This is a genomic window from Calidithermus terrae (genome assembly GCF_003574345.1).
GTDB classification, from domain to species: domain Bacteria; phylum Deinococcota; class Deinococci; order Deinococcales; family Thermaceae; genus Calidithermus; species Calidithermus chliarophilus.
This window is the reverse complement of sequence record NZ_QXDL01000096.1, coordinates 1-15,125: the sequence shown is the minus strand read 5'-3', so window position 1 is coordinate 15,125 and position 15,125 is coordinate 1. Positions and strand designations below refer to the sequence as shown.

General features: G+C 69.7%; 15 protein-coding genes and 1 pseudogene. 8 read left to right on the top strand and 8 right to left on the bottom strand.

Annotated features, from left to right (window positions below; translation table 11 throughout):
- Both Mterra_RS11895 and Mterra_RS11890 read left to right on the top strand, forming a co-directional pair.
- A partial coding sequence (locus tag Mterra_RS11895) for a caspase family protein (RefSeq protein ID WP_147372739.1) occupies positions 1-1,080 on the top strand: 1,080 nt, incomplete at its 5' end.
- Positions 1,081-1,365: 285 nt separating this feature from the next.
- Entirely contained in the window at positions 1,366-2,439 is a 1,074-nt protein-coding gene (locus Mterra_RS11890) for an RNA-guided endonuclease InsQ/TnpB family protein (protein WP_119315390.1), read from the top strand.
- A gap of 42 nt (positions 2,440-2,481) precedes the next feature.
- Here the strand turns inward: Mterra_RS11890 and Mterra_RS11885 are convergent, their stop codons facing one another.
- The 3 genes from Mterra_RS11885 to Mterra_RS11875 form a co-directional block, all read right to left on the bottom strand.
- Positions 2,482-3,762, bottom strand: a complete 1,281-nt coding sequence (locus Mterra_RS11885; protein ID WP_119315389.1) for a glycerate kinase type-2 family protein — start codon at positions 3,760-3,762, stop codon at positions 2,482-2,484.
- Between the two features lie 166 nt (positions 3,763-3,928).
- Positions 3,929-4,399: a DUF3592 domain-containing protein gene (locus tag Mterra_RS11880; protein ID WP_119315388.1), complete on the bottom strand. Its 471-nt coding sequence runs from the start codon at positions 4,397-4,399 to the stop codon at positions 3,929-3,931.
- A gap of 119 nt (positions 4,400-4,518) precedes the next feature.
- Positions 4,519-4,950, bottom strand: a complete 432-nt coding sequence (locus Mterra_RS11875) for a DUF3592 domain-containing protein (protein WP_170159646.1) — start codon at positions 4,948-4,950, stop codon at positions 4,519-4,521.
- A 227-nt stretch (positions 4,951-5,177) separates the two neighbouring features.
- On the opposite strand from Mterra_RS11875, the gene lysJ reads away from it, so the two are divergent.
- Positions 5,178-6,365 (top strand): [LysW]-aminoadipate semialdehyde transaminase LysJ, encoded by a 1,188-nt coding sequence (gene lysJ, locus Mterra_RS11870; protein ID WP_119315386.1) that lies wholly within the window; start codon positions 5,178-5,180, stop codon positions 6,363-6,365.
- Here the strand turns inward: lysJ and Mterra_RS11865 are convergent.
- The gene (locus Mterra_RS11865; RefSeq protein ID WP_176582530.1) at positions 6,355-6,894 is read right to left on the bottom strand and encodes a hypothetical protein; all 540 of its coding nucleotides are present in this window, start codon (positions 6,892-6,894) and stop codon (positions 6,355-6,357) included. The genes lysJ and Mterra_RS11865 overlap by 11 nt on opposite strands.
- Positions 6,895-7,005: 111 nt before the next feature.
- Here Mterra_RS11865 and Mterra_RS11860 point away from each other — a divergent pair, with 111 nt between their 5' ends.
- On the top strand, positions 7,006-8,097 hold the full coding sequence (locus Mterra_RS11860; protein WP_119315385.1) for a [LysW]-lysine hydrolase: 1,092 nt from the start codon (positions 7,006-7,008) through the stop codon (positions 8,095-8,097).
- A gap of 227 nt (positions 8,098-8,324) precedes the next feature.
- Here the strand turns inward: Mterra_RS11860 and Mterra_RS11855 are convergent, their stop codons facing one another.
- Positions 8,325-8,801, bottom strand: coding sequence for a tRNA (cytidine(34)-2'-O)-methyltransferase (locus Mterra_RS11855; RefSeq protein ID WP_119315384.1), 477 nt, complete (start codon positions 8,799-8,801; stop codon positions 8,325-8,327).
- Positions 8,802-9,101: 300 nt separating this feature from the next.
- Here Mterra_RS11855 and Mterra_RS11850 point away from each other — a divergent pair, with 300 nt between their 5' ends.
- The 3 genes and pseudogenes from Mterra_RS11850 to pyrF form a co-directional block, all read left to right on the top strand.
- A complete protein-coding gene (locus Mterra_RS11850; protein ID WP_147372737.1) occupies positions 9,102-10,763 on the top strand; it encodes a GGDEF domain-containing protein in 1,662 nt (553 codons plus the stop codon).
- 76 nt (positions 10,764-10,839) lie between these two features.
- Positions 10,840-11,259 (top strand): OsmC family protein, encoded by a 420-nt coding sequence (locus tag Mterra_RS11845; protein WP_119315382.1) that lies wholly within the window; start codon positions 10,840-10,842, stop codon positions 11,257-11,259.
- A 285-nt stretch (positions 11,260-11,544) separates the two neighbouring features.
- Positions 11,545-12,003, top strand: a pseudogene (gene pyrF, locus Mterra_RS11840) (orotidine-5'-phosphate decarboxylase); the annotation flags it as partial.
- A gap of 75 nt (positions 12,004-12,078) precedes the next feature.
- On the opposite strand, the gene Mterra_RS11835 reads toward pyrF, so the two are convergent.
- Positions 12,079-12,450: a hypothetical protein gene (locus Mterra_RS11835; RefSeq protein ID WP_119315381.1), complete on the bottom strand. Its 372-nt coding sequence runs from the start codon at positions 12,448-12,450 to the stop codon at positions 12,079-12,081.
- Positions 12,451-12,452: 2 nt separating this feature from the next.
- Entirely contained in the window at positions 12,453-12,779 is a 327-nt protein-coding gene (locus Mterra_RS11830; RefSeq protein ID WP_170159645.1) for a TfoX/Sxy family protein, read from the bottom strand.
- Positions 12,780-12,884: 105 nt separating this feature from the next.
- Between Mterra_RS11830 and Mterra_RS11825 the strand changes: the two genes are divergently transcribed.
- Positions 12,885-13,958, top strand: coding sequence for a PA0069 family radical SAM protein (locus Mterra_RS11825; RefSeq protein ID WP_119315379.1), 1,074 nt, complete (start codon positions 12,885-12,887; stop codon positions 13,956-13,958).
- Between the two features lie 31 nt (positions 13,959-13,989).
- Here Mterra_RS11825 and Mterra_RS11820 read toward each other — a convergent pair whose 3' ends face one another.
- A complete protein-coding gene (locus Mterra_RS11820) occupies positions 13,990-14,925 on the bottom strand; it encodes an ADP-ribosylglycohydrolase family protein (RefSeq protein WP_119315378.1) in 936 nt (311 codons plus the stop codon).
- Positions 14,926-15,125: the final 200 nt, after the last annotated feature.

The following is a 15,125-nucleotide window of genomic DNA, read 5'->3' as shown; positions in this document are numbered from 1 at the left end:
GCCCAGGCCCCGGTGGTGCGGGTGGTGGCCCCCGCCCCCCGCAGCGAGGTAGAGAGCCTGGAGTTCAGCCTCAGCCTGCGCATCCTCAACCCCTCGGGCGCCCCGCTCGACATCGAGGTGCTCGACGCCGGCGGCCAGCCCCTGACCAAGCTCGAGGCCCGCAACATCGCCCCCCAGGCCGCCAGCACCGTCAGCGTGACCGTGCGGCTGCCCCCCGGCACCCCCGAGGGCGTGGTGTTCCTGACGGTGATCGTCACCCCCAAGGGCGGCACCCCCAGCGAGCCCCAGCCCCTGCAGGTCACCTACAAGCCCCGCGCCCAGCCCCAGGCCGCCGCCCGCCGCCTGCGCGTGCTGGCGGTGGGCATCGACCGCTACAGCGACCCGGTGATCCGGCCGCTGCGCTACTCGGCCAAGGACGCCGCCGACTTCACCCGGCTGTTCCAGGCCCAGCAGGGCCGCCTCTACGACGAGGTGGAGGTCCAGCTCTTCACCAACGAGAAGGCCCGCCTCGAGGACGTCAAGTTCGCCCTCGACACCTTCCGCAAGACCTCGAGCAAGAACGACACCACCATCCTCTTCTTCTCCGGCCACGGCTTCAACGACGGCCCCGACTACTACATCCCCATGCACGACTCCAAGTACGACCGCCTCTCGGCCACCGCGCTCCCCCAGCGCGACCTCGAGTTCTTCATGCGCGGGGTGCAGGGCCGCATCATGGTCTTCATCGACACCTGCTACTCGGGCGGCGCCATCGGCGTGCGCGACGTCAAGAGCAGCAGCCCCAACGCCCTGGTCCAAGGCCTCAACGCCAGCGCCGTGGGCGACCGCATGATCATGGCCGCGAGCTCCGGCAGCGAGTTCGCCCTCGAGGACGAGCGCTGGGGCAACGGGGCCTTCACCCTCGCCCTCGTCGAGGCCCTCAGCGGCAAGGCCGCCGACGCGGTGGACTCCAGGGGCGAAGTCACCCCTGCCCGCCTCTTCGACTACGTGGTGCGCCGCGTGCAGCAGCTCACGGACGGCAAGCAGACGCCGCAGCAGCAGTTCTCGGGGACGAGTTTTGCGCTGGTGCGGGTGAGGTGAATGTCGATGGTCGATAGCCGATAGCCTCGTTGAAATCGATCGTCCACTGGGGTTGTGCCCGTCCCGCAGGCCAACTACAGCCCCACGCCCCAGGGGACACCCACTCGACCTGCGGGCCCGTCCCCGGCCGGGGTGTGCGGCTCACAAAACTCCTTTCGTGGATGCTCCGCATTTCAATGCGGAGAGGAAACGAAGGTATCCGTGTAGCGGACGGCGCTGTGCGCCGCTTGGAAAGCCGCTCGCAGAGCGGTGCGGTGTCACCAATGTGATATACTGATTCAAGGTATGTCCCTCCTGTCCGTAAAATGCAAGCTGATACCCGATGCGAGTACAGCCGAGAAGCTCTCCCGCACGGTGGACCAGTTTGCAGGTGCTTGCAACCACGCCTTGCAGGTGGCGCGTCGGGAGAATGCCTGGAACAAGTTCGCTCTTCAGAAGTTGGTGTACCGCGAACTCCGCGAACGCTTCGGCCTCTCGGCCAATCTGGCGGTGCGGGCCATCGCCCGCGTGGGTAAGCGCAAGGGGCACAAGGTGGGCGGGTTCAAGGCCACCTCGGTGGACTACGACCAGCGCATCCTCTCGCTGAACATTGCGGACGAGGTGGTCAGCCTCTCCACGGTGGAGGGGCGGGTGAAGGTGCCGCTGCATATCGCTGGGTATCAGCGCCACCTTTTGCGAACCGCCAAGAGCATCCAGGGCGGGCAGTTGGTCAGGGGGCGGGACTCCTCCTGGTACGTCCACCTGTGGTGCGAGTACGATGACCCGCCTGTCCTTGACCCCCAAGGGATGTTGGGGGTTGACCTGGGCATCGTCAACATCGCCACCGACTCGGATGGCGAGACCTACTCGGGCAAGCACCTCAACTCGGTCAGACACCGCCACCGGAGACTCAGGAAGAAGCTGCAAAAGAAAGGCACCAAGTCGGCCGAGCGTCGCCTGAAGAAGCTTTCGGGCAAGGAGCGGCGCTTCGCCAACGACGTCAACCACCGCATCAGCAAACGCATCGTGGCCAAGGCCCAACGCACCGAGCGCGCGATCGCCCTGGAAGACCTCCAGGGCATCCGCGAGCGGGTACGGCTTCGGCGGCCCCAGAGGGCCACGCTGCACAGCTGGGCGTTTTTCGACCTGGGCCGGAAGCTCCGGTACAAGGCCGAGCGGGCCGGGGTGCCGCTGGTCTGGGTTGACCCAAAGAACACCTCCCGGCAGTGCCCCGCCTGCGGGCACACCGAGCGGGCCAACCGTCCGACGCAGGCGCTGTTCCGTTGCGTAGCCTGCGGGTGCTCTGGGCCTGCGGACTGCTTCGCGGCGGTCAACATTGGCCGCCGGGCTGCTGTCATCCAGCCGAACGCGGGGGTATGAGATGCCATTCATAACTATCGTGCCACCTGCAAGCCCCGGACTTCAGTCCGAGGTAGATGACTCGACAACAATCGCCCGGTAGTCGTTGAGGTTGTTCTGGGTGGGGCCGGTGATCACTAAGCCGCCGTGGGCTTTGAAAAAGCCGTAGGCGTCGTTGTTGGCGAGGTGCTGCTTGGCCTCGAGGCGCGAGCCGCTACCCCCCGTATCGAGCTGCTCCTGGCTCAGCGGACCGGGGTGAATTACCGCCCCCGCCGCCTCGGTGTTCCCGTCGATGCCGTCGGAGTCGCAGGCCATGGCCCACACCCCGCGATCGCCCAGGAAGTAGGCCAGCCACAGCAAAAACTCCTGGTTGCGCCCCCCTTTGCCCGTACCCCTGACCGTCACCCCGGCCTCACCCCCCGAGAGCAGCACCACCGGCGGCTCGACCGGCCGGTGGGTCTCGCGGATGCTCTGCACCATCGCCGCGTGGAAGCGGGCCAGCTCGCGGGCCTCGCCCACGAAGCGGTCGGAGAGGACCAGCACGCGGTAGCCCTGCCCCTCCCAGTAGGCGCGGGCGGCCTCCAGCAGGTGCCGCGCCGCCCCGACGAGGCGGTTCTCCACCCGCCCGAACACGGGGTCGCCGGGCTTGGGCGTCTCGGGCAGCTCGCCGCGTGCGCCGCGCTCGAGGTGCTCCCGGGCCGGGCTCTCGACGCCGTAGCGCTCCAGCACCTCCAGCGCCTCGGCGAAGGTGCTGGGGTCGGGCACGGTGGGCCCGGAGGCGATCACGGAGGGGTCGTCGCCCGGCACGTCGGAGAGGAGCAGGCCGGTGACGCGGGCCCGGGTGGCCGCCGCCAGCCGCCCGCCCTTGAGCCTCGAGAGGTGCTTGCGCACCGCGTTGACCTCGTGGATGTCGGCCCCGGAGGCCAGCAGAGCCCGGCTGAGCGCCTGCTTCTCCTCGCCCGAGACGCCCCAGGGCGCGCTCACCAAAGCGCTCCCGCCGCCCGAGATCAGCACCAGCAGGTGGTCGGTAGGGGAGAGCCGCCCCACGAACTCGAGCACCCGTTCCCCCGCGAGCAGGCTCCTCTTGTCGGGCACCGGGTGGCCCGCCTCGAGCAGCTCGACCCCCGGGAGGCGGGCGCCGGGCTCGAGGTGCCCGTAACGCGTGACGCCCAGGCCCGGCAACTCCCCGTAAGCCTCACTGACGGCCTCGAGCATCGGGAAGGCCGCCTTCCCCAGCGCCAGCACGTGGGTGGGCGGGGCCTCGGGCAGCGCCTGGCGGGTCAGGCGGTAGGGGTGGGTGGCCTCCAGGGCGAAGCGGAAGGACTCGAGCAGCTTCTCGCGCATGAACGGGCCAATTATCCGGCTTTGACAGGAGCAAAAGCCAGCCTTTATAGGCCAGCTTCACGCCTCATCACAAAGCTGAACAAGGCTGGAGCGTAACTCGACGCTGTCGGAAGGGTTAGCATACGAGCGCGGTACGCTTTCTCGATGAGGCCCGCCCCGCGGGGGCTCAGCGGGGGGCGCGGCGCCGCAGCAGCAGCCACAGCGGGAGCGGGCTGAGGGTGATGAGGACGAACAGCGGCCAGCCCCAGCCGTGGGACAGGCTGAGGTCGCGGATCAGGACCGCTCTGCGCGGGTCGCGCGGGTCGTAGTACACCGTCACCCGGGTGCCCTCCGGCCACCTCCGGGCCAAGGCGTCGGTGTCCACCGGGCCTACCGAGGGCTTCCGGCTGCGGTAGGTCTTCCCGCCCACCTCGTAGCGGTACTCGAGGACGCGGGAGGAGGGGCCCCGGGGGGCGCTAGAGATGGTGACGTCCTCGACCACCCCCTCGGTGGAGGCGTAGTTCCGGGCGACGGCGTAGCTGTACAGCGCCTCCAGCGTCAGCAGGGCGATGACGGCCCAGACCATCAGGTACATGATGAGCACCAAGCAGGCGGTCGGCGACAGGCTCGAGGAGGCGGTGTTCTGGGATTTCCCCATGAGCCCAACTTAACCCTATTCGGCCGGGCGTGCGGGCCGGGACGCCGGGGCAGCCCTACGAAGGGCCGTGGGCCGCTCTTCAGAAATGAGGTCGATCCTCGACGTTGGCTGCTACCGCCTCAGGGCCTCTCGGCTTTTCCCCTCAGCGGCCTTCGCTCGGTCCAGTACAGCCACACGCCGACCGCCAGCGCGACGGGCAGGTAGCGGATGCCCCGCGGGTTGAGCCGGCGGTCGAGGGTGGAGCGCCGGGGGTCGCGGGGGTCGTAGTACACCGTCACCCGGCCCCCGCCCAGCCGGGCGGGCTCGAGGTTGTGACCGTCCTTGAAGGCGTCCACGTACTCCCGGCCGCCGGCCTCGAAGCGGTAGCGGACCAGGTAGAAGTTGTTGCGGCCGCCGCGGCGCACGTACTCCTCCTCCAGCACGGCGCCGGTGGTCACGGCCCAGGAGCGGGCCCTGAGGAAGAAGGCCAGGTCGGCGAGGGAGATGAGGGCCAGCAGCGCCGTGCACACGACCCACAGCCACCAGTAGCCCCGGAAGAAAGCAGGCTTCATCGCCATCAAGATACCGGGCGAGGTTGCCTGGAACAGTCCAGGTCAGGCGTTGGGGCACTGCTTGACAGGCCGCGGGCGGAGCCTTACCCTGACCCCGATGTTCGCGTCTTCGCGCAAACCTGTGCAACGGGAGGTGGGTTAGGCCCCATAGGCTTCGAACCCTGCTCCCGGCCCTTTTATGTGGGCCGGGTTTTTGTTTGGGGAGGCGAACGTAGAATGGAGGGACCATGCAAAGCACGCTGAACTGGCTCGAGGTGGAGAAGGCCCACGACTCCGGCGTGTACAACAAGCACGACGTGGTGATCGTGCGCGGCGAGGGCGCTCGCGTGTGGGACAGCGAGGGCAACGAGTACATCGACTGCGTGGGCGGCTACGGGGTGGCTAACCTGGGGCACTCCAACCCCCACGTCGTCGAGGCCGTGCAGCGGCAGGCCGCCACGCTGATGGTGATGCCCCAGACCCTGCCCAACGACAAGCGGGCCGAGTTCTACGCGGCCATCACCGGCATCCTGCCCCCCACGCTGCGGCGGGTGTTCCCCTGCAACTCGGGCACCGAGGCCAACGAGGCGGCGCTCAAGTTCGCCATGATGGCGACGGGCAAGCGCAAGTTCGTCGCGGCCATGCGCGGTTTCTCGGGCCGCACCCTGGGCGCGGTGGCGCTGTCGTATGAGCCGAAGTACCGCGAGCCCTTCGGCCCCTACGGCCACGAGGTGGTGTTCATCCCCTACAACGACGTCGAGGCTTTGAAGAACGCGGTGGACGAGGACACGGCGGCGGTCTTCCTCGAGCCCGTCCAGGGGGAGGGCGGGGTGCGCCCGGCGACGGCGGAGTTCATCCGGGCGGCCCGCCAGGTCACCAGCGAGCGCGGCTGCCTGCTGATCCTCGACGAGATCCAGACCGGCATGGGCCGCACCGGCAAGCGCTGGGCCTTCGAGCACTTCGGCGTCGTGCCCGACATGATCACCATGGCTAAGGCGCTGGGCGGGGGCGTGCCCATCGGCTGCATGGTCATGACCGACGCGGTGGCCGACAAGATGCCCAAGGGCGGGCACGGCACCACCTTCGGCGGCAACCCGCTGGCGATGGCCGCCGCTACCGCGGCGATCCGCTACCTCGAGCACACCCGCCTGTGGGAGCGCGCCGCCGAGCTGGGCCCGTGGCTCATGGAGCAGCTCCGGGCCATCGGCTCGCCCAAGGTGCGCGAGGTGCGCGGCCTGGGCCTGATGATCGGCATGGAGCTCAAGGAGAGGAGCGCGCCCTACATCCACCGCCTCGAGCACGAGCACCGGGTGCTCACGCTGCAAGCCGGGCCCACCGTCATCCGCTTCCTGCCGCCGCTGGTCATCGAGAAGGCCGACCTCGAGCAGGTCGTGGAGGCGGTGCGCGAGGTGTTGGCCTGGAGCCCTAAGGAATGAGGGTGGGCAAGACCTCGGGGAGGTTGTCGGAGTCGGCGGGAGCTTCGCCCTCCTCGAGCGGCCCCGCCTCCCGCAGGCGCTCGATCAGCCAGCGGCGGTAGACGTCGGCCTCGCGGCCCTTGCCGGTCCAACGGGCCCGGTTGAACATGGTCAGGGCCATCAGCATGGCGTGGTGCTGCCCGGCGCGGTCCTGCCCGAGGCCGAACTGGCGGTAGAGCCGGTCGATCTGCTCCACGCTGCGCCGCGCGGTGGCCTCGTCCTTGAAGCCGAGCTGGTTGGCGAAGTACTTGGAGTAGACGTTCATGGGGTGGGCGGTCGAGGTGTAGAGGTCGTAGTAGCCCGCCAGCAGGCCCGCCTGCTGCAGCACGGTGCCCACGTAGCTCGAGCGCGTCCCGGTGATCATGGCGAGGTCCTCCACCTCGGTCACGCCGGAGAGGTAGAGCGCGAGGATCTGGTCCTTCTTGGTCGCGGCGGAGCGCTTGACCCTCGAGCGCAGGTTGGCCGCTTCGGTCTTGTTGGGCGTAGCCATGAACACCTCCTGTCGAGCTGAGTATGGGTGGCGCAACTGACCACCGCCTGATCGGCGCCTGAGCCCTGCGAGACGGAAGGTGTATCGTTTGGGACGAGTCGGGGGGTTTGGATGAATCTGGAACCGGTGGAATTCCTCAAGGGGGCGCTCGAGATCCCCTCGGTCTCGGGCGCCGAGCGCCTGGTGGCGCAGTACCTGGCCCAGGGCATGGAGCGGCTGGGCTTCAAGGCCTGGGTGGACGAGGCCGACAACGCCCGCGGCGTGTGGGGGCACGGGCCTTTGCAGGTCGTGCTGCTGGGCCACATTGACACCGTGGCCGGGGTGGTCCCGGTGCGGGTGGAGGGCGATAAGCTCTTCGGGCGCGGCGCGGTGGACGCCAAAGGCCCCTTCGTGAGCTTCGTCCTGGCGACGGCGGGGCTGCCGCAAGAACTCAAGGACCGGGTCACGGTGCACCTGGTGGGCGCTACCGAGGAGGAGGCCCCCTCCTCCAAGGGGGCGCGCTACGTGGCCGACAAGCTCGAGCCCCACTACGTGGTGATCGGGGAGCCCTCGGGCTGGCAGGGCATCACCCTGGGCTACAAGGGCCGCCTGCTGGTCAAGGCCCGCCGCCAGAAGGACCACTTCCACTCCGCCCACCACGAGCCCAACGCCGCCGAGGAGCTCATCAGCTACTTCACCTCGATTAAGGCCTGGGTCGAGGCGATGAACGTGGGGCAGGGGGCCTTCCACCAGATCCAGTACACCCTGCGCGACTTCCGCATCGAGCCGGCCGAGCTCGAGCAGGTCGCCGAGATGTCCTTCGACCTGCGCCTTCCCCCCCGCCTTCAGCCCGAGGACGCCGTGCGCCACCTGCTGGCCTACGCCCCCCCCACCATCGACCTCATCTTCTCCGGCCGCGAGGTGCCCTACGTGGGCCCCAAGGACACCCCCCTCACCCGCGCCATGCGCGTGGGCATCCGCCAGGCCGGCGGCACCCCCGTGTTCAAGTACAAGACCGGCACCTGCGACATGAACGTGCTGGCCCCCCACTGGTCGGCCCCCATGATCGCCTACGGCCCCGGCGACTCCACCCTCGACCACACCCCTTACGAGCACGTCGAAATCCCCGAGTTCCTGAAGGCCATCGAGGCGCTGCGGACGGCGCTGGTGCAGGTGAGCCGGGGTGGCGTTCCCCGTGTGGGCGAGCGGGTTGATGGTCGGTAGGCGGGGGTGGGTCGTATGTTTTAGGTCGTACGTCCTACGTCGTACGTCGTACGCAAAACGCAAGACGCGAGACGCGAAACGCAAGACGCCGAACGCAAGACGCGAGACGCCATGTTCCCCCCTTAGCAAGGGGGGCTAGGTGGGGATAAACCCTCCCCGCGTGGGGAGGACCAGGGTGGGGCAACCACGGGCCACGAGCTGACGGCTGGTAGCGGATAGCTGAGGGCTTATCCCTCGCCGCTTACCCCCAGTTGCCTCAACGCCTCGAACAGCCCGATCCCCACCGCCACCGAGAGGTTGAGCGAGCGCACGGGGCCGGGCATGGGGATGGTGACGGCGGGGAACTGGCGCAGGACATCGTCGGGGAGGCCGCGGGTTTCGGGGCCGAAGAGGAGGTAGTCGCCGGGCTGGTAGGCCACGGCGGTGTAGGGCTGCTGGGCCTTGGAGCTGAAGGCCCACACCCGGGCGCCGGGCTCGAGCCCCTCGACGAACTTCTCCCAGGAGTCGTGCAGCACGTGGCGTACATGGGGCCAGTAGTCGAGGCCGGCGCGCTTGAGGCGGGGGTCGCCGGCGGCCGCGGCGCCGAACCAGCGGAAGCCGAAGGGGCGGACGAGGTGCAGCTCGGCCCCGGCCGAGGCGCAGGTGCGGGCGACGTTGCCGGTGTTCTGCGGGATGTCGGGCTGGTAAAGGACTACGCGCAGCATCCAGGTGCCTCCACCGCCAGTTTGCCAGATGAGGGGGTTCATGAGAGAAGGCCGCTAAGCGGCGGTTTGGGGTTCCAACCGGCCGATCCGGTGCTTTCTCGGGAGGGGTGGCGGCAGGATTTAGCCCTCGAGGAGGGCGCTCGGTGGCCCGGCAGTGGGCGGCTCGAGGCCCTCAAACCCTGAGAAACCGGGCTCATAAATCCCGCTTTTAGGGCTCCGGAACCCTCGCACAGAGCAATTTCGGCCTTATTCAACCCAGAACCACCCCACCTTCGTGCTAGGATACCTGCGGGGAGTCATGTGCTAGCGCCCGAGCTCGTGCTCTGTGCAATAGCTCTAGGATTCGGCTTCGCGCTCCTGCGCGCGGCCCGACGTCGGCCGGTGTGGCAGGGGGCGGCCTGGGGGCTGCTGCTGTGGTCGCTGGAAGAGCTGGCGTGGTGGGTGCAGCGAAGCGAGGGCTTCACCGCGGCTGTGACCCCGGCCGACGCGCTGTTTTATGCGGGGGCGGCGAGCTGGATGACCACGCTCATCCGCCTCGAGGCGCGCGACACCCCGCGCTGGGGCCTGCTGATCGTCCCGGCGCTGGGGCTGTGCGCGGCGGCCTTGCTGGCCCGGCCCTCCGCGCTGCTCTCGGCCGTGGTGTCCTCCCTCGACCTGCTGCTTCTGATCTTCGCGTTGCCCGTCCTCGAGCCCGCCCTGCGGGGGCAGGCCTCGGTGGGGCGGCTGCTGCTGGGCCTGGGGATCTTCTTCCGGGTGAGCGTGCACAGCGCGTACTACTGGCTGGGCGAGCCCGCGCTGGGGCTGCTGGACTTCGGCATGTGGGGCGGCAGCTACGCGCTGATGGGCCTGGGGGCCTACCTCGAGGCGCGCGAGCTCGAGCGGCGGGCGCGTTTTTGGCCCTACCTGCTGGGGGTCGCCAGTAGCCTGGGCGTCTACCTGCTCTTCCTGCAGGCCGCCAGCGTCCTGCGCGCCTCCATGCTGGTCGAGGCCGCGTTACTGGCGGCGTACCCGCTGCTGGTGATCGTGCTGGCCTTCCTGGGCGTGCTCTACCGCGACCGCCGGCGGGCCGAGGAGCGGCTGGGGCGCTGGCTGGCGCTGCTGGAGCGGCTGGGCGAGCTCGAGGCCGGCGTGCACTCGACCCAGACGCTGGGGGCCCCGGCCCTGATGAAGCGGGTGCTGGAGGCCTTGCAGCCGGTGTTCCCCGACCTGGTGGGCATCGAGATCCGCAACCGCGAGGCGGTGCGGGTGGGCAAGGCCGCCCTCTACGTCAAGCACTTCCCCCTCTACGCCGACGACGACGCCGAGGGGCGGCTGTACTTCGAGCGCACCCCCAGCCCCTCCGACGCCCACGACCTCGAGGTGCTCGGGCCCTTCGTCTCGGAGAAGCTGCGCTCGGCGCTTTCGCTGGAGCAGTGGCGCCACCGCGCCCTCACCGACCCCCTCACCGGGCTGCTCAACCGGCGGGGCCTCGAGCGCCAGATCCCCCGCCTCATCGACCTGTGCCACAAGAACCAGCGCCCGCTGAGCGTGGCGATGCTCGACCTCGACCACTTCAAGCGCATCAACGACACCTACGGCCACCCCGTCGGCGACCGGGTGCTCCAGGCCCTCGCCGGGGTGCTGCGCCGCCACCTCCGCACCGAGGACCTGGCCGTGCGCTGGGGCGGGGAGGAGTTCGCGCTGCTGCTGTACGGGGCGGGCCTGGAGGAGGCCCGGCGGGTGCTCGAGCGCGTCCGGGCCGAGCTCGGGGCCCTGGACATCGAGCCCATCCCCTGGAACGTCACCCTCTCGGCCGGCCTCACCGGCGGCAGCGTCCCCAGCTCGGAAGGCCTGCTCGAGGCCTGGATCCTCCAGGCCGACTGGACCCTGCTGCACGCCAAGGAGGCGGGCCGCGACCGGGTGATGGTCTCCGAGCCCCCGCGCAGCCCCGACGCCGAACCCCGCGGGACGGCGGCCTCGTAGCGGCGAGGGATGGTGAGCTAAAGAATATCCACGAGCTCTGAAGTGTGGATATGCTGACGCCTACCAGGAGGAAGCTATGCCTGTACGTTCCGCGCAAGCCATCTGGCAGGGCACCCTCAAGGAGGGCAAGGGCCACCTCAAGCTCCAGAGCGGGGTCTACGAGGGCCCCTACACCTACGCCTCGCGCTTCGAGAGCGGGCCCGAGACCAACCCCGAAGAACTCGTCGGCGCGGCCCACGCGGGCTGCTTCGCCATGTTCCTCTCGGCCCTGCTGACCAACAACGGCTTCACCCCCGAGCGCCTGCACGCGAAGTCCAGCGTCCACCTGGGCGAGGGCCCCACCATCACCAAGATCGTGCTCGAGCTCGAGGCCACCGTCCCCGGCCTCTCCGAGGAGAAGTTCCGCGAACTCGCCCAGGAAGCCAAGGCCAAGTGCCCCATCTCCAAGGCCCTCGCCGCCGTGCCCGAGATCGAGCTGCGGGCAAAGCTGTTGTGAGGTAGCAAGCCTTCAGCCGTCAGCCCTCAGCGGTGAGCAGGAGGCCGGTGGCTCGCGGTAAACCCCTCCCCGCCCCTCCGCGCACGCGGGGAGGGTTTATCCCCCCCGGCCCCCCTTGCTAAGGGGGGTGACAAGGCGTCTGGCGTCTTGCGTACGACGTACGACGTAGGACGTACGCCGCACGACCCGCGCCTGGCGCCCGGCCTTCACCCATCGGCCACCGACCCCATACCCCCTGCTTCCCGCTACTATGGGTGCGTGGTCGTCGATTTTGTCGAAGAGGTGATGCAGCGCCCGCCGCTGGTGCTGGGCGTGGACCCGCGGCCTGAGCTGCACCATTCGGGGCACGGGTCGCCCTTGCCGCACGTGCGGCGGTACACCCTCGAGCTCATGGAGGCGTTGGCCCCCAAGCTCGGCGCGGTCAAGTTCCAGGCGGCGTTCTTCGAGGCCCTGGGGCCGGAGGGCTTCGCCCTGATGCACGAGCTGGTGGCGGGGGCGCGGGTGCTGGCGCTGCCGGTGATCCTCGACGCCAAGCGGGGGGACATCGGCTCGACCGCCGAGGCCTACGCCCGGGCCTACCTCGAGGCCTACCCCGGCAGCGCGCTCACCGTGAACCCCTACCTGGGCGAGGACGCGCTCGAGCCCTTCCTGCGCTCGGCCGAGCGCAGCCGGGGGGCGCTGTTCGTGCTGGTCAAGACCTCCAACCCCGGCTCGGGGCTCTTCCAGGACCTCCCGCTCGCCGGCGGGCGCTGTACTACCCGGGGGGGGAGCCCCGGCTCGAGGCCGCCGTGGCCCAGGCCGAGGCCTACCTGAGCGCCCTCAGCTCACCCACCCCGTCGCTCTGAAGCGCTCGAAGCCCCGCCGGGTGAGCTCGGAGAGTTCCTCAAGCAGCGCGGGGTCGGCGGCCTTGAAGTTGAAGCAGGACTTGCCCTGCATCCGCTGGCGCAGGGCCGGGGAGATGCCCTCGAGCAGCTCCGGGTGGTTGTAGACCGGCATCAGGTGGTAGCTGACGTAGCTCTTCTTGAGCTGGACGCTGCCGAAGGCGAACGGGTAGCCGTCGGGGCGCTTGTGGTGGGTGTAGAGCACGTAGTTGCCGGGGGCGTCGGCCTTGACCTCGAGGCGCGGGGCGTAGGGCTCGAGCAGGGCCTTCAACTGGGCGAACACCGCCTGAAAGTCGCTTTCCCTGGGCATGGCTACCTCCGCCGGGCCTTGGGCGGCAGGCCGGCGACGTGCTCCAGGCTGGCCTTGACCCAGGGGGCCAGCGCCTCGGGCCGGGCGAGGAAGCCCTCCGGCACCACCACGTACTGCTTGCTCGGCGGCGAGCCAGGGTCGTACTGCAGGCGCTTGGCCCCGGCCTCCTCCAGCAGCGCCGCCTGGGCCTGCGCGGGCAGCTTGAGCGCGAGGCCCACGTCGGAGAGCGAGGCGAAGACCTGCCCGTAGGCGTAGGCCGCCAGCCCGCCGAACATCGCCCGGAAGCTCAGGGGGACGCCGGGGGCGGCCTGCTCCGCGGCTTCTTCCAAGTGTTGCCTTAAGGCTTGAAGCTCCATGAGACCTCCTGGGGGGCTCGAGGCCAGTCTATTATGCTCACAGCGAAATATCAACTCATAATATGCTAACATTACCTCATGGGGCAACCCGAGCACCCCCTCCCCGGCATCGTCGGGCGCGGCGCGGCCTCCAACCCCTCCAACCGCTTCGAGCGGCTGCAGGTCACCCTCGACCCGCACGACGACTACTTCGAGCCCGAGGCGGTCAAGCCGCAGACCCAGTACTTCAAGGACCATTCCCGCTCGATCATCGCCCGCAACGACTCCCCCGACGTGGGGGCCAAGGTCAGCATCAACCCCTACCGCGGGTGCGAGCACGGTTGTGTGTATTGCTATGCCCGGCCCACGCACGAATACCTGGGCTTCTCCCTGGGCCTGGACTTCGAGAGCAAGATCATGGTCAAGACCGGCGCGCCCGAGCTGCTGCGCGAGGAGCTCGCGCACCCGCGCTGGCGGCCGCAGGTGGTGATGTTCAGCGGCGTGACCGACGTCTACCAGCCGGCCGAGCGCCACTTCGAGCTCACCCGCCGCTGCCTCGAGGTCTTCCTCGAGTTCCGCAACCCCGTGGGGATGGTCACCAAGAACTACCTCATCACCCGCGACCTCGACCTCCTGCGGGAGATGGCCCGCTACCGCTGCGTGTCGGTGGGCATCTCGCTCACCACCCTCGACGAGGAGCTGCGGCGGCTGATGGAGCCGCGCACCTCGGCCCCCAGGCGCCGCCTGGCGGCCATCGAGGCCCTGGCGAGCGCCGGGGTGCAGGTGGGGGTGATGACCGCGCCCATCATCCCCGGCCTCAACGACCACGAGATCCCCGCGCTGATCCGCGAGGCGGCCCAGGCCGGGGCCAAGTGGGCCGCCTACACCGTAGTGCACCTGCCCTACGGGCTGAAGGACCTCTTCGCCGACTGGCTCGCCCGCCACTACCCCGAGCGCAAGGAGAAGGTGCTCGGCCGCATCCGGGCCGTGCGGGGCGGCCAGCTCAACGACCCCCGCTTCGGCTACCGCATGACCGGCGAGGGCGTCTTCGCCGACCAGATCCGCCAGCTCTTCCGCGCCGCCTGCCGCAAGGCGGGGTTGCCCAAGCCCGCCTACCGGCTCACCACCGAGCACTTCCGGGTGCCCGGGGTGCACCAGCCTAGATTGTTTTAGCCGCCACGGCACACGCCGCTGGGGTAAGCGCTTAGCTCGAGGCCCGCTCCACGAGCTTCCGCAGCAGCCCCTCGTACAGCTCCCGCCCCCGCAGCGCCTCGCGCCAGCGGGAGGGGATGCCCCCCAGGCCGTGCCGGATGCCCGCGATCCCTCCAGCGACGCAGGCGGTGGTGTCGGTGTCGTGGCCCAGCGAGACCGCGCGCTTGACCACGGCCTCGTAGCTATCGGCCTGCAGGGCCCATCGGGCGGAGTGCAGGGTGTCCACCACGTAGCCGCTGCCCCCGCCTTTGGGCGGGTCGTCGGGGCGGACGTGGGTCTCGAGCTCCCCCCGCTCGGGGCTGCCCTCCGGGTACATCGCCCGCAAGGCCGCCACGGCCGCGCCCCAGGGCTCCGGGTGGGCCTGCAGGGTGCGGCGGGCCCACAGGCAGTAGAGGGCGCAGCAGACCTGCGCGCGCGGGTGCGCGTGGGTGATGAGGGACTGGAGCTGAGCGTCGCGCACCAGCTCCGCGTCGGTCCCCCGGTGCCACAAGGCCAGCGGCAGCACCCGCATGAGCGACCCGTTGCCGTTGTCGCGCTCGCCCGCGCCGCCCGCCTCGAGCGCACGCACCCCGCCCATGAGCCGCTGGACGGCTTTGGCGGTCTGGATCCCCACGTCGAAGACCGTGAAGTCCACCGCCATGTAGCCCTGGGTGTACCAGGCCACCAGCCGCCGCGCGAGGTCGTCGGGGTCGAGGTGGCCGCGCTGGAGCAGCGACGCCAGCAGCACCAGCGCCTGCGCCCCGTCGTCCGACCAGGTCCCGGGCGGGACGTGCGCGTGCGAGCGGGCGAAGCCCTCCGGGGGGCTGAATTCGATCAGGCCGGGCGCGGGGATCGCCTCGGGAGGGTGGAACTCGTACGGCACCCCCAGCGCATCCCCGACCAGCAGCCCGACGAGCCCGCCGGCAACGCGTTCCTGTAAGGTTGGCATGGGTTATTTATACGTCATGGGGAAGGTGGGGGGTGTCGATCGTCGATGGCCGAACGCTGAACGCGGGTCGTACGTCGTACGTCCTGCGCCGTACACCCTACGCAAAACGCCAAACGCAAGACGCCGGACGCCTTGTCACCCCCCTTAGCAAGGGGGGCCGGGGGGGATAAACCCTCCCCGCCGGCCCCCCTGGCTAAGGG

Excerpts from the sequence above, each read along its gene's own strand:
- Mterra_RS11890 (WP_119315390.1), top strand. The coding sequence starts at position 1,366 with ATGTCCCTCCTGTCCGTAAAATGCAAGCTGATACCCGATGCGAGTACA.
- Mterra_RS11885 (WP_119315389.1), bottom strand. The coding sequence starts at position 3,762 with ATGCGCGAGAAGCTGCTCGAGTCCTTCCGCTTCGCCCTGGAGGCCACC.
- Mterra_RS11880 (WP_119315388.1), bottom strand. The coding sequence starts at position 4,399 with ATGGGGAAATCCCAGAACACCGCCTCCTCGAGCCTGTCGCCGACCGCC.
- Mterra_RS11875 (WP_170159646.1), bottom strand. The coding sequence starts at position 4,950 with ATGAAGCCTGCTTTCTTCCGGGGCTACTGGTGGCTGTGGGTCGTGTGC.
- lysJ (WP_119315386.1), top strand. The coding sequence starts at position 5,178 with ATGCAAAGCACGCTGAACTGGCTCGAGGTGGAGAAGGCCCACGACTCC.
- Mterra_RS11865 (WP_176582530.1), bottom strand. The coding sequence starts at position 6,894 with ATGGCTACGCCCAACAAGACCGAAGCGGCCAACCTGCGCTCGAGGGTC.
- Mterra_RS11860 (WP_119315385.1), top strand. The coding sequence starts at position 7,006 with ATGAATCTGGAACCGGTGGAATTCCTCAAGGGGGCGCTCGAGATCCCC.
- Mterra_RS11855 (WP_119315384.1), bottom strand. The coding sequence starts at position 8,801 with ATGCTGCGCGTAGTCCTTTACCAGCCCGACATCCCGCAGAACACCGGC.
- Mterra_RS11845 (WP_119315382.1), top strand. The coding sequence starts at position 10,840 with ATGCCTGTACGTTCCGCGCAAGCCATCTGGCAGGGCACCCTCAAGGAG.
- Mterra_RS11835 (WP_119315381.1), bottom strand. The coding sequence starts at position 12,450 with ATGCCCAGGGAAAGCGACTTTCAGGCGGTGTTCGCCCAGTTGAAGGCC.
- Mterra_RS11825 (WP_119315379.1), top strand. The coding sequence starts at position 12,885 with ATGGGGCAACCCGAGCACCCCCTCCCCGGCATCGTCGGGCGCGGCGCG.
- Mterra_RS11820 (WP_119315378.1), bottom strand. The coding sequence starts at position 14,925 with ATGCCAACCTTACAGGAACGCGTTGCCGGCGGGCTCGTCGGGCTGCTG.